13 protein-coding genes are annotated in these 13,652 nt (G+C 25.8%); all 13 read left to right on the top strand.

Features of this window, described 5'->3' with window-relative positions:
• Positions 1 to 19 precede the first annotated feature (19 nt).
• The 13 genes from PB7211_RS07710 to PB7211_RS07650 are packed head-to-tail and all read left to right on the top strand — an operon-like array spanning position 20 to position 13,647.
• Complete coding sequence (locus tag PB7211_RS07710; protein WP_008545335.1) at positions 20 to 1,048, top strand: glycosyltransferase; 1,029 nt, start codon at positions 20 to 22, stop codon at positions 1,046 to 1,048.
• Between the two features lies 1 nt (position 1,049).
• Positions 1,050 to 1,835, top strand: coding sequence for a class I SAM-dependent methyltransferase (locus PB7211_RS07705; RefSeq protein WP_008545721.1), 786 nt, complete (start codon positions 1,050 to 1,052; stop codon positions 1,833 to 1,835).
• Positions 1,836 to 1,838: 3 nt separating this feature from the next.
• Complete coding sequence (locus tag PB7211_RS07700) at positions 1,839 to 2,984, top strand: DegT/DnrJ/EryC1/StrS family aminotransferase (RefSeq protein WP_008545983.1); 1,146 nt, start codon at positions 1,839 to 1,841, stop codon at positions 2,982 to 2,984.
• Between the two features lie 8 nt (positions 2,985 to 2,992).
• Positions 2,993 to 4,270, top strand: coding sequence for a class I SAM-dependent methyltransferase (locus PB7211_RS07695; RefSeq protein WP_008544053.1), 1,278 nt, complete (start codon positions 2,993 to 2,995; stop codon positions 4,268 to 4,270).
• Entirely contained in the window at positions 4,271 to 5,326 is a 1,056-nt protein-coding gene (gene rfbG / locus PB7211_RS07690; protein ID WP_034399186.1) for a CDP-glucose 4,6-dehydratase, read from the top strand. It abuts the gene before it with no gap.
• The gene (locus PB7211_RS07685; RefSeq protein ID WP_008545814.1) at positions 5,319 to 5,768 is read left to right on the top strand and encodes a dTDP-4-dehydrorhamnose 3,5-epimerase family protein; all 450 of its coding nucleotides are present in this window, start codon (positions 5,319 to 5,321) and stop codon (positions 5,766 to 5,768) included. Before rfbG ends, PB7211_RS07685 begins: the two co-directional genes overlap by 8 nt.
• Positions 5,765 to 6,460 (top strand): sugar phosphate nucleotidyltransferase, encoded by a 696-nt coding sequence (locus PB7211_RS07680; protein ID WP_008545021.1) that lies wholly within the window; start codon positions 5,765 to 5,767, stop codon positions 6,458 to 6,460. Before PB7211_RS07685 ends, PB7211_RS07680 begins: the two co-directional genes overlap by 4 nt.
• Positions 6,460 to 7,371, top strand: a complete 912-nt coding sequence (locus tag PB7211_RS07675; RefSeq protein ID WP_008544737.1) for an NAD-dependent epimerase/dehydratase family protein — start codon at positions 6,460 to 6,462, stop codon at positions 7,369 to 7,371. Before PB7211_RS07680 ends, PB7211_RS07675 begins: the two co-directional genes overlap by 1 nt.
• Positions 7,372 to 7,402: 31 nt before the next feature.
• Complete coding sequence (locus tag PB7211_RS07670; RefSeq protein ID WP_008544062.1) at positions 7,403 to 8,293, top strand: glycosyltransferase family 2 protein; 891 nt, start codon at positions 7,403 to 7,405, stop codon at positions 8,291 to 8,293.
• A 42-nt stretch (positions 8,294 to 8,335) separates the two neighbouring features.
• Complete coding sequence (locus PB7211_RS07665) at positions 8,336 to 9,559, top strand: hypothetical protein (protein WP_034399185.1); 1,224 nt, start codon at positions 8,336 to 8,338, stop codon at positions 9,557 to 9,559.
• Positions 9,556 to 10,701 (top strand): glycosyltransferase family 4 protein, encoded by a 1,146-nt coding sequence (locus PB7211_RS07660; protein ID WP_008544619.1) that lies wholly within the window; start codon positions 9,556 to 9,558, stop codon positions 10,699 to 10,701. Before PB7211_RS07665 ends, PB7211_RS07660 begins: the two co-directional genes overlap by 4 nt.
• A gap of 22 nt (positions 10,702 to 10,723) precedes the next feature.
• Positions 10,724 to 12,481 (top strand): carbamoyltransferase family protein, encoded by a 1,758-nt coding sequence (locus tag PB7211_RS07655; RefSeq protein ID WP_008545613.1) that lies wholly within the window; start codon positions 10,724 to 10,726, stop codon positions 12,479 to 12,481.
• A gap of 14 nt (positions 12,482 to 12,495) precedes the next feature.
• Positions 12,496 to 13,647: a hypothetical protein gene (locus PB7211_RS07650; protein WP_008544206.1), complete on the top strand. Its 1,152-nt coding sequence runs from the start codon at positions 12,496 to 12,498 to the stop codon at positions 13,645 to 13,647.
• The last annotated feature ends 5 nt before the right edge of the window (positions 13,648 to 13,652 follow it).

Here is a 13,652-nt window from a genome sequence, read left to right as displayed (position 1 = left end):
ATAACACAATTTAATCATAGTGAAAAAAAAATTAAAATTAAGTATTTGTATACCCACTTATAATCGTCCACAATATTTGGAAAATTGTCTTGAAGCCATATTTATTAGTAAAAAAAATTGCAAAGGATTTAATTTTGAAGTCTGTGTCTCAGATAATGGTTCTAAGCATGATATAAATTCAATTATTAAAAAATACAAAAAAAAAATAAACATTAAATTTAATAAATTTAATCGTAATCTTGGAATAACACGTAATTTTTTAAAATCTGTGAGTATGGCAAGTGGAGAATTTGTTTGGACGATTGGAAATGATGATCTACTTTTGCCAAAAAGTTTAAAAAAAATAAAAAATCTACTTAATAAACATAAAGATGTGGATTATTTTTATATGAATGCTTATTTATTGAATAAAAGTTTTTTAAATAATTTTAAACATCCCTTTTCAACTTATAAGATCCCAAATAAACTTAAAACATTTTCAATTCAAAAAAAAAATAGAAAAGTTAGTTTTTGGGAAGTAATCAACCCCAATGTTTCTTTTGATTTTTTGTTAGGAATGTTTTTAAACATGTTTAGAAGAAAAGGCTGGGTAGAAAATTTATCATGTTTAAATCATAAAAATATTATGGATAAAAATTGGATGTCAAATGAGGATAATACCTTTTTTAATACTATGATATTTGCTAACGCTTTTAAAAACTCAAAGGCAATTATTCATGGTGAGCCATTATGTGTTTGTTTACAAGGAGTAAGAGAATGGACAAAACTTTACGGTTTTGTCGTAATAGTGAGGGTGCCTGAAATATTAGATTATTATAGATCAAGAGGAATGGGTTTTTGGAGATATTTTTATTGTAAAAACTATGCGCTAAGAAACTTTGCGGTAGAAATGCTAAAACTTTTTTTAGTAAATGATCATAGAATAAAAAAATATTTTAATTTTAAAAAACATTTTGTTTACAATTTAGTTTATCCTGCTGTATATTTCTCACCTTTATACTTTATATATAAAAAGACTTTAAATATGTTTGAAAGGATTAAGCTATAATATGGAATATAAATTAAAAAAAGAAAACCACGATTTCTGGGTTGAAAGGTTAAAAAAAAATAAAGAAAGACAAGTTTGCACTAATGATATAGCTTTTGACGATGTTGAAGACAGCGAAATTTTAAAAAGAATAGAAGATAATAAAAGTATTTTAGAAATTGGATGTGGGAATGGAGTATTGTATTCTAAAATTGCTCAAAAGCTAAAAAGCTTTGATTATCTTGGAACTGATTTTGTAAAAGACTTAATTGATGTTTGTTCTAAAAAATCTAATTCAGATAAACATAATTTTATTCAACAGGATATGACTGACATTACTAGCTCCTCTTTTGAAAAAAAATATGATTTCATAATTTCAAAAAGGGCTATACAAAATGTTTTAGAGCAAGATCTACAAATTCAAACAATAGAAAATTTAGGTAGTTTTTTAAAAGATGACGGATTAATGGTATTAGTTGAAAGTTCTGCTGATGCCCAAAAAAGACTTAATTTAGCAAGAAAAAAATACGATCTTCATGAAATAATTCCTCCGTTTCATAATCTTTTTTTTGATGATGAAAGATTAAGAAATCATGAATTTAAAAGTATAAAACTTGTTGAAATTTCTCCATTTGCAAGCGATTTCTATTATATTACAAGATTAGTATACGCGCGATATGCAAAAGAATTTTTGAAAGAAAAAACAAATTATGATCATCCATTAGAAAAAATTGCAAATTCAATGTCAGAAAATCAACACACTAAAGATTTTTCTCAGATACAAACTTATATATTTAAGAAAAAATAAGTTATGAATAATATTAGGCTGTTTCAACCTTCGTTAGGTTCTAAAGAACTAAATTCAGTAAAAAAAGTTTTTAAAAGATCATGGATAGGTTATGGAACCGAAGTACAAAAATTTGAAGCAGAATGGAATAAACATTTTGGGGTTAAACACAGTATAGCAGTAAATTCATGTACAGCAGCTTTGCACCTTGCTCTTTTATGCAACAATTTTAAAAAAGGAAAAAAAGTTTTAGTTCCAGCGATAACTTTTAGCGCAACTGCAGCAGTAGTTTTATATTGTGGTTTAATCCCAGTTTTTGTGGACATAAACAAAAATGATTTAAATATGAGCCTAGATGATTTGAAAAAAAAATTTACTAAAGATTGTGTAGCTATCATGCCAGTTCATTTTGGGGGACATCCCTGTGAAATGGATAGGATTATGAAATTTGCTAATCAAAAAAAATTAATTGTAATAGAAGATTGTGCCGAAACTTGTGGAGGCTACTATAAAGGAAAAAAAATTGGTACTTGGGGTCACTTTGGTTGCTTTAGTTTTGAGGAAAAAAAAATGATGACAACGGGTGATGGTGGAATGATCGTTACAAATAATACTCATATTGCAAAAAAATTAAAATCATTAAGTTTTCATGGATGGGATAAAGACCCTTTATTAAGACATAAGCAAAGATTTTCAAATAATAAAAAAAAAAACAAACAAAATCTTCATTGGTATTACGAAATAAATCAACTTGGTTTTAAATACAATATGAATGATCTTGAAGCTTCTATTGGTAGAGTACAATTAAAAAAATTATCATTTCTTAATAATTCAAGAATAAAGTTTTTAAAAAAATATTTAAAAAATTTAAAAAAATGTAAAAATTTAATTCCAACATTTCCCTATGATCTAAATAAATCATCATACTGGATGTTTTCAATAAGATCAAAAAATAGAGACAAATTAATTTCTTATCTAAAAAAACATAATATCTCAACTAGTGTTCATTTGATGCCATTACCTTTGCATCCATTGTATAAAAAGTTTAAATCTAAAATACCAATCGCTCTTAAAGTTTGGAAAGAATTAGTTACTTTGCCTTTGCATCCTCATTTAAAAAATAAAGAGATAAGCTTTATTAATAGCAAACTAAGAGAATTTAAATTATAAGCACAGTAATGAAGTGTAAAAATTGTAAAAATCCAAATTTAAAAAAAGTATTTAAAATTGGCAAACAACCAATCAGTAGCGTTTTTCATGATAAACCTAAATACAAGCTTAAAAATTATTCTTTAGACTTATATACTTGCCCCAAGTGTGGATTGGTTCAATTTAGTTCATTACCACCTTTAGATGATATGTATGGATTAACTTATGGTTATAATACTTCTCTGAGTCCTTTGATGGTAAATCATATGAGAAAAAAATTTTATTCTATAAAAAAAAGTTATAAAAAATTACTTGAAGGTCAAATCTTAGATATAGGGTCAAACGATGGAACTTTTTTAAATTTTATGTCTAGTTTGAGAAGGGTAGAGCTTTTTGGTATGGACCCATCATCAAAGAAATTTTTAGATAATTATAAAAAAAATATCTCAGTTATTACAGATTATTTTTCAAAAAAAAAATTATTAGGAAATATGACAAAAGATCAAATAAGAAAAAAATTTAATATTATCACCTCATTTGCAATGTTTTATGACATTGAAGATCCCAATAGTTTTTGTAAAGATATTAGTGAACTTTTAAATAAAGATGGTATTTGGATAGTTGAGTTTTCATATTTACCACTTTTATTCAAAAATCTAACTTATGATCAAATATGCCATGAGCATGTTACTTATTACTCACTAACCACATTTGATAAAATTTTAGAAAATAATCAAATGAAAGTTATTGACCTAAGTTTTAATGAAATTAATGGTGGAAGTATAGAAGTTGTTTGCGCAAAAAGAGTCTCTAAAATAAAACCAAAGCCAATTGTGCAAAAAATTTTTGAAGAAGAGTCTAAAATTTCAAAAAACATCTTTAACCTTTTTCAAGACAGAGTGGATAATGTAAAGAAAACAGTTTTAGAATTTTTAAAAAACATTTCTGCAAAAGATATAATGGGATATGGCGCTTCAACTAAAGGAAATATCGTCTTAAATCATTTGGGAATTACAAATAAAGATATTCCATTAATATGTGACACTAATCCATTTAAGTATAATAGGTATACTCCAGGTACTAATATTAAAATAGTTTCAAAGGAAATAATGAGGAAACGAAACCCTAAATATCTTTTAGTTTTGATTTGGTCTTTTAGATCAGAAGTTATTAAACAGGAAATGAACTATATTAAAAAAGGAGGTAAACTGATATTTCATCTACCTATATTTCATGTTGTTGATAAAAATAATTATAAAAAATATTTAAGATCCAATTTTAACAGCATGTCATATTCTATTAACTAAATGCTAGATTTAAAATTTTTTAGAGGAAAAAAAATTTTCATTACAGGTCATACGGGTTTCAAAGGTTCATGGTTGACATATATTTTATATTTAAGCGGAGCAAAAATAGCAGGGTATAGCTTAAAACCAAAATATAAATTTGATAATTTTTATTTGTTAAAATTAGAAAATAAAATCGAAAATATTTTTGGTGATGTTAGAGATGAAAAAAATTTATCTAAAAAAATTAAAAAATTTAAACCTGATATTATTTTTCATTTAGCAGCACAACCTTTAGTAAAAGATTCTTATTTAGATTCAAAATTTACATTTACTACAAATATAATTGGAACTCTAAATATTTTAGAAGCTATAAAAAATACTAAAAGTATAAAATCAGCAGTAATAATTACATCAGACAAATGTTATAAAAATTATGAAAAAAGATCTGGTTATTCAGAAAATGATGAATTGGGAGGCAAAGATCCTTATAGTGCTTCAAAAGCTGCTGCTGAAAATATATTTTACTCATATAAAGAATCTTTCTTTCAGAAAAAAAAAAAATTAGGTCTTGTATCTGTGAGAGCTGGGAATGTTATAGGGGGCGGTGATTGGTCAAAAGATAGAATTATTCCTGATTTCATTAAATCTATTATTCATAATCAAAAATTTACTTTAAGAAGTCCTAAGGCTACTCGACCATGGCAACATATTTTTGATCTCTTAAATGGTTATTTGATTTTAAGTAAGAAGATATATGGAAGAAGTAATTACAATGGGTCTTGGAATTTTGGGCCAGCCAAAGGCAACGTAACAGTAAAAGAAGTAGTTTTGAGATTAGTAGAAATTATGGGAGTAAAAAAGAGAATTTTTGTAAAAAAAGATATGAATTTAGAAGAAACTGGATTATTAAGTTTAAAAATAAATAAATCAAAAAAATATCTCAAGTGGAAGCCAAAACTCTCTTTTATCAAAACTCTTAAAATGACAGCGCATTGGTACCAATGTTATATATATGATAAAAAGAATATTGATAAGTTAAGCAAAAAACAATTTACAAGTTTTTTCTATGATTGAAGGTGTCAAAATTATCCCTAAAAAACAAATTATTGATGAAAGAGGAAAAATCATGCACATGATGAGAAATGATGATCCAAATTTTACTAAGTTTGGTGAAATATATTTTTCATATTCTCATCCAAATACAGTAAAAGCTTGGCATTTACATAAAAGAATGACCGTTAATTATGTCTGCGTTATAGGTAAAATAAAATTAGTATTGTTTGATGATAGACCTGAAAGTTCTACCAAAGGTGAATTACAAGAAATTTTTCTGACAACAGAAAATTACAGTTTAGTAACTGTGCCCGCAAGAGTTTGGAATGGTTTTAAATCAGTGGAAAATAAGTTTTCAATAATTGCTAATTGCTCAGATATACCTCATGAAGCTGAAGAAATGTCCAGGAAACCTTTTGATGATCCATATTTTAATTATAATTGGAATATAAAACTAGGATGAAAGTTGTAATATTAGCTGGTGGAAAAGGAACAAGATTAGCAGAATTTACAAGATCAATACCAAAACCAATGGTGCCAGTTGGATCTAAACCTATTTTAGATCATATAATTAAATATTATATGAAATTTGGTTTTAATGATTTTATAATAGCTAGCGGATATAAACATTCAATCATAAATAATTATTTTAGAAACAAAAAAATATCTGCAAAAATAGAAGTTATAAACACAGGCGTTGAAACTTTAACAGGAACTAGACTAAAAAAACTTGAGGATAAGTTAAAAAGAACATTTATGCTAACTTATGGTGATGGTTTATCAAATGTTAATTTAAAAAAATTATTATATTTTCATAAAAAAAGTAAAAAAAAAATTACTTTAACCGCTGTTCATCCACCTGCAAGGTTTGGTGAGTTGACTATATCTGGTCGAGTAGTGACAAAATTTGAGGAAAAACCTCAATTACAAAAAGGTTGGATTAATGGAGGTTTTTTTGTGGTCGAACCTGAATTTTTAAAATTTATAGGAAAAAAAAATGAAATGCTTGAAAGATCTCCTTTAACAAAAGCAGTAATTTCAAAAAATTTAGCTGCTTATAAACATAAAGGTTTTTGGTTTTGTATGGATACTTTAAGGGATAAAAAAGTATTAGATAAGATGATAAGAAATAAAAAATCTCCATGGCTTAAATAATGGCAAAAATAGCTGTCTTTGGTGGCACTGGTTATCTAGCATCGTTAATAAAAAATCAAAATAGTTTTAAAAAAAATAAATATTTTTTTTTTTCTAGAAAAAAGAATGCTAAAAATTTTTTTAATTATAAATTTACTAAAAAAAATTTAAAAATATTCAAAAAATTTGAATATATTGTTCATCTTATAGGGCCTAATCAAAATCAATTATTAAAAAATATCAATTTAATAAAAAAAAAAAATCAAATCACTTCAAATATCTGTGATCTATGTTTAATAAATAATATCAAATTAATTTATATATCTTCTATGCAAGTTTATAAAGATTACGGAAAAAATAATATTTCTTTAAATTCTAAAATTAATCTTAAAAATTCTTATTCAAAAGCGCACTATGAATCTGAAAGAATTATTATTAAAAAATTTTTAAATCATAAAAATATGTTTACAATTTTAAGGATTGGTAATGTTTTTGGATTTAAAAAGTATGAAAATTTAAGAGAAATTAATAATAACATAATTCATAGTTTATGTGTTTCGGCTTTAAAAAAAAATAAGATTATAATTAATAATGGTTCTGTACAGAGGACATTTGTTCCATCAAAAATATTTATGCAAGTACTAAACTTTATAATAACCAAAAAATTTTTCAAGAATTCAATTATAAATATTTCATATAAAAATTTAAATCTTAGAGATACAGCAAAATTAATTCAGAAAAGATGTAAATTTATATTTAATTTAAATATTGACACAATAATAAAAAAATCTAGACAAAAAAAGAAAATTTTAATACATAGCAATCAAAATTTAAAATTTTCTCCAGATAATAAAAAAATTTATTTTGAAATTGATCAAATTTTGAAAAATATAAATAAAATAATTAAAAAATATAAACTTATTATGAAATAAATTTCTATAAAATACTAATACTATTAAATTAATGTATAAATTTAAACCACTTGTATCCATTATAATTCCAACTTTTAATCATGCGGATTATCTCAACAAGGCATTACAATCAGTTCTTCATCAAACATACACAAATTGGGAAGCAATCGTAATCGATAATCATTCAACAGATGATACAGGTAAGGTAATTGCTAGATTCAATGATCATAGAATCAAGTACTTAAAAATCCAAAATTATGGAGTAATTGCTAAATCTAGGAATATAGGTATTAAATCAGCAAAAGGGGATTGGGTAGCTTTTTTGGACTCTGATGATTCTTGGACAAGTGATAAACTTAAAACCTGCATAGAGAATATTAATAATCAAATAGATTTAATTTATCATGATTTGGAAGTTACGTCTGATAGACAAATATTTTTTAAAGGCAAAATAAATAAATCTCGTCAATTAAAAAAACCAATATTAATAGATTTATTAGTAAATGGTAATGTGATCAGTAATTCCTCTGTGATTGTTAGAAAAAAAGTACTTACAAAAATTGGTTTAATTGAGGAAAATAAAGATTTAATTGCAGCTGAGGATTATAACACTTGGTTAAAAATTTCAAAATTTACCGACCAATTTTTATACATTCCCAAAAAACTTGGATATTATTATATACATCACGAAGGAGTATCTCGAAGAAATATGTCTATGCCAACTCAAAAAGCAACACAAGACTTTTTGTGTATTTTAAATAATAAGCAAAAAAAAAAATTAGAAGCAAATATTAAGTATATATCAGGTCGATTTAATTATTTAAATTTTAACTATAAACAAGCAAAAAAAGATTTAGTATTTGTATTAAGATATAGTTCTTTTAAATTGAGATTGAAATCATTAATTATGATTACTCATATAATGATTAGTTCCAATAGATGATTCAATTTAAAAAATTATATATAATAAATCTTTGTTGAATAAATGCATACTCGAATAAAAATTATTTCTATTTTACTAATTGCTTTAGCATTAATTAGCCCACCATTTGTATTCTCTCAACTTCCATTTTTTGGAAAAGAAATAAGAGGGTTGATTGGTGTAGTAATTATATTATTACTTTATCTTGAGAATACAAAATTTAAATTTTTAGAAATTAATTTTTTTATTCTTTTGATGATTATTTTAATTCTGGAGATTTTCTCTCAGAGGAGTAGCTTAAATAATGTTCTATCTGCATATGCGGTAATTTTTGTTGCTTATTCAATATTTAGAGTTTTAAGAACAAATAATTTTAGTAATGAAACTTTTCTTCGATTATGGATACGTTTTTCATTCATAATTTCAATTTTAGCAATTATTTCTTTTTTTGTTAATCAGTTCACAAATTTTAATACTTCTTTAGTAAGTTTCAATTCATCTGAGTCTTTATTTAACCCAGCTTACGATTATAAAATTAGTATTTTTGGTTTTACAGTCTTTAAACAATTTGCTTTTATTGGATTAGAGAGAGTTAGTAGTTTTTTTACTGAACCACAATATGCAGGTATGTTTTTTGCATTTAATTTATTGATTATCTCAAAGAATAGAAATTTATTTCCAATAAAATATTATCTTACAAGTTTGTTAGCTGGTTTGTTGACTTTTTCACTTACATTTTATTTGGTTTTAATAATTATTCTTATTCTAGATTTAAAATTTAAACAAATTAATGTTGTACTTACTGTATTAATGTCATCATTATTAATTTTAATTGTTTCTTATTTGTTTAATGTAAATTTTGAGTCATTCAATTTACATTTTTCTGAAACCTCATTTCTAGATCGAATGGAACGAAATTTCTTTGCTATTGAAGTTTTAAAGGATGCCTCTATTTCCAAACTTTTATTTGGTCATGGAATAAATAATTTTATCAAATATTCTGATGATGAACTAGGTAGAGGATTATCTTCAGGTTTTTTATATCTTTTCTTTGAATTTGGAATTTTAATTTCTTGCTTAGTGCTATTTATGTCCATATCTTTTTCAAATACAAATCGTACTCTCTTATTAATAAGTATGATTTATCTTCTGGCTATCCCTTGGTATAGATATTATTTTTGTTGGTATGCAATTATCTTGTGTGGTTTAAATCATTATAATTACAAAAGACCTGTTAACGTAAGTAATTTAAAAAACAAAAACACAATTAAGGATCTTATCAGTTGATACGTGTTGCTAACATTATAGAAGAAGCAAGAATAGGTGGTCCACAGATTCGAAATTTAAAAGTTGCAAAAGTTTTAAGAGGACAGGTTGATGTAACATTAATTTTCCCAAATCAAAATTCAAGAGCTATAAAAAAACAATGTAAATTACTTGGTGTTAATTATTTATCGTTATCTTTAACTACAATAAAACGTAATTTGATTGATATTTTACTTTATATAATTTTTTTTCCATTTGAGGTTATTATGCTAGCTAAAATATTGAAAAAATATAACTTTGACCTTGTACACGTAAGTGGTGGCTGTTGGCAAAGTAAAGGAATTTTTGCTGCAAAATTAGCTTCTATCAAGGTTATTTGGGAATTAAATGATACATATTCTCCTACTTTAATTAGAAATATATTTTTTTTTTTAAGTCATTTAGCAAATGGGTTTATTTTTGCTTCGGAGAAGACAAAAGATTATTATAAGAAATTAATACCTAATCGTAAAAGTTTTATAATTCAGTCACCTGTTGATACAAATTTTTTTAATCCTTATTTGAAATATCCAAAAGAGAAATTTATAAATAAAAAAATTGAAAAAAAAAAAATTATTATTGGTACAGTTTCAAATATAAATCCAGTTAAAAACCTTGAAATGTTTATAAAGGCTGCAAAAAAACTATCTTTTTACTCAGATAAAATAGTTTTTATTGTAATAGGTAATATTTACGCTAGTCAAAATGAATATTTTAAGAAATTAAATAGTTTAATAAAAGAACTGTCAATAAAAAATTTTTTTTTTCTGAATTATAGAGAAGATGTTAGGCCTTTGCTTAAGCTAATTAATATATATGTTTGTACTTCTAGAAATGAATCTTCACCCTTATCTGTATGGGAAGCTATGTCAATGGAGAAGGCAATAGTTTCCACTGATGTTGGTGACATTAAAAAATTTATTAATAATGGCAATAATGGTTTGGTTGTTAGAGTAGGAAATGATAAAAATTTGGCAAAAGGTATAAAAAAGCTTATTGATAGATCTAAACTAAGACAAAGATTTGGTAAAAAATCAAGACAAATAGCTGAAAATAAACTTAATTTAAAGAGATGTGGGGAACTTCATTCACTAGCTTATAAATACATATCTAATTATAAATAAAAATTAAGAGGGTAGAAAACTTATGTACATAATTGGCATCAATGCATTTCATGGAGATTCCTCAGCTTGCATTTTAAAGGATGGTCGTTTAATTGCAGCAGCGGAGGAGGAACGTTTTAGACGAATTAAGCATTGGGCTGGATTTCCATCAGAGGCGATTAAATGGTGCTTATCTGAAGCAGGGATTGGTTTAGAAAATGTGGAACACATTGCATTAAATCAAGATGTAAAAGCTAACCTTCTAAGAAAAATTATATTTACATTTAAAAATCGCCCAAATTTGAAAATGCTTTTAGACCGTCTTAAAAATAAGCGGAAGCGTCTTAATATTAATGACCAAATTTTAAAAGTATTTTCAAATTCAAAATTTAATGGCTCTATTCATGCAGTCGAACACCATGCTGCACACTTATCGTCTGCCTTTCATACATCTAATTTTAATGAGGCAGTAGTAGTTTCAGTAGATGGTTTCGGAGACTTTGCAAGTACTGCTTTTGGTATTGGAAAGGGTACAAAAATTAACTTAGCAGATCGTGTTTATTTTCCTCATTCGTTGGGTATTTTTTATCAAGCATTAACGCAGTATATTGGATTTCATAATTATGGAGATGAATATAAGGTCATGGGTTTAGCCCCATATGGTAAACCAGTTTATATCAAACAATTAAGAGATATAGTAAAATTAAAATCAGATGGCACATTTGAATTAAATCTTAAATATTTTAGACATCATCGTGAAAAAATTGATTATGAATGGGAAAAAGGATCACCTCATATTGGAACTTTATTCTCGCCTGATCTTGAAAAACTTTTAGGTTCAGCTCGAGGTAATAATCAAGAATTAACTCAAAAACATAAAGATATAGCACACTCTGTGCAGTTAATGTACGAAGAAGCATTCTTTCATTTATTAAACAAATTATATAAAAGATATAAAATAGATAATCTCTCGATTTCTGGTGGCTGTGGAATGAATTCAGTTGCAAATGGAAAAGTATCTTTAAAAACTCCGTTTAAGAAAATTTATATTCAAGCTGCAGCAGGTGATGCGGGTGGTGCAATTGGAGCAGCATTGATGACATGGCATAAAATTGGCGGTAAAAAATCAAAAGAAAGAGTTTTACCACATGATCATGCTTACTGGGGACCCTCTTTTACAGACGATTATATTAGCGATTTATTAAAATTACAAAAAAATAAAATAAAAAAAGAAAATTGTCTTATAGAAAATTTTTCTGAGATCACACAACTGACAAAACATATAGCTTCAGAGATTGCAGAAGGAAAAGTAATTGGATGGTTTCAGGGAAAAATGGAATGGGGACCAAGAGCTTTAGGAAATCGCAGCATTGTCTGCGACCCTCGCAGATCTGATATGAAAGATATATTAAATCTTAAGATAAAAAGAAGAGAGTCTTTCAGACCTTTTGCACCCTCAATTCTTAGTAAAGAAGTATCTGAATGGTTTGAGCAAAACGATGATGTGCCATTTATGATGCAGGTTTATCAAATTAAAAAAAATAAAAGATCAATAATTCCTGCAGTTACACATGTAGATGGGTCTGGGCGATTACAAACTGTAGATAAAAAAAATAACCCAAGATATTATTCATTAATAAATGAATTTAAAAATCTAACAGGAGTTCCAATGGTTTTAAATACTTCGTTTAATGAAAATGAGCCAGTTGTTTGTAAACCTGAAGAAGCACTCGAAACTTTTTTACGCACTAAAATGGATATCTTGGTGATAGGAGACTGGATAATAAAAAGAAATAATTAAAAGAGTATCAAAATATGAATAAATTTTTTTTATTAATTAAAAAAGACAATTTATATCAAAGTAAAATATCAATTTTAATAGGATTAATTTTTGGTTTTTTTTTCCTTACTTTTGTTACACATAATAGCAAAAAAGATATTAAATTTGAGGAATTAGCTCTAGGTGATGATAATAAAAAATCAATGGGGATAGAAGATGGTGAAAGAGTTCATTGTGGTGACTTAAGCGATTTAGATAGTTGTATTGATAGTTATAAAAACACTAATGATAAAATGCCAGTAATTTTATGGCTAGGCAATTCTCAACTGCACGCAATAAATCAACCTCAACCTGATGATGAAGTTTCACCATTAAAATTACATAAAAAACTGAAAAAATTTGGAATATATACTTTGACTTTTTCTCAACCAAATGCAAATTTACAAGAGCATTTTTTGCTTTTTGCACATTTAATAAAAAAATTTCCAATCGAAACTTTGATATTACCTTTAGTTTTTGATGATATGCGCGAAGATGTATTAAGATCAAACATTATAAGCGCCTTAGAAGATCAACAAACTTTAGAAAGTATTAAAAAAACGTTTACAGGCAAAAATCTAATTTTTCTCAATGATGCAAAAGATATAGTTGGAAATGAGTCAAAAATTGAAAAAAACACTAAACAAAATAATTGGGAAAATTTCTTAAATAAAGAACTTGGTGAAATTTGGTCGTTATGGAAAGATAGAGAGGTTTTAAGAGGAAAATTTTTTGGATTATTATATCAACTTAGAAATTCAATATTTGGTATTAATGCAACCTCGACTCGTAGAATGATTAAAGGACCTTATATAAAAAATCAAAAAGCGTATGAAGATATTCTAAATTTAGCCATCAAAAATAAAATAAAAGTATTAGTTTATATTCCACCATTAAGAAATGATGTGAAGATCCCTTATAATATTAATGAGTATTCTAATTTTAAAATAGAAACTAAAAATATCGCTGATAAATATTATGTTAATTTTGTTTCTTTAGAAAAGATTATCCCAAGTAAACTATGGGGATTTAAAGGTTCAACTAATTTAAAAAAAAAACAAGAATTAGATTTTATGCACTTTAAAGGTGAAGGACATAGTTTGTTAGCTGAAGCTTTATATGTCGAGATTCTAAAAATTATAGAATAATTGTT

Source organism: Candidatus Pelagibacter sp. HTCC7211, assembly GCF_000155895.1.
Taxonomy (GTDB): Bacteria; Pseudomonadota; Alphaproteobacteria; order Pelagibacterales; family Pelagibacteraceae; genus Pelagibacter.
Note: the sequence above shows the minus strand (reverse complement) of the source record. Positions and strands in the feature narration are given on the sequence as shown.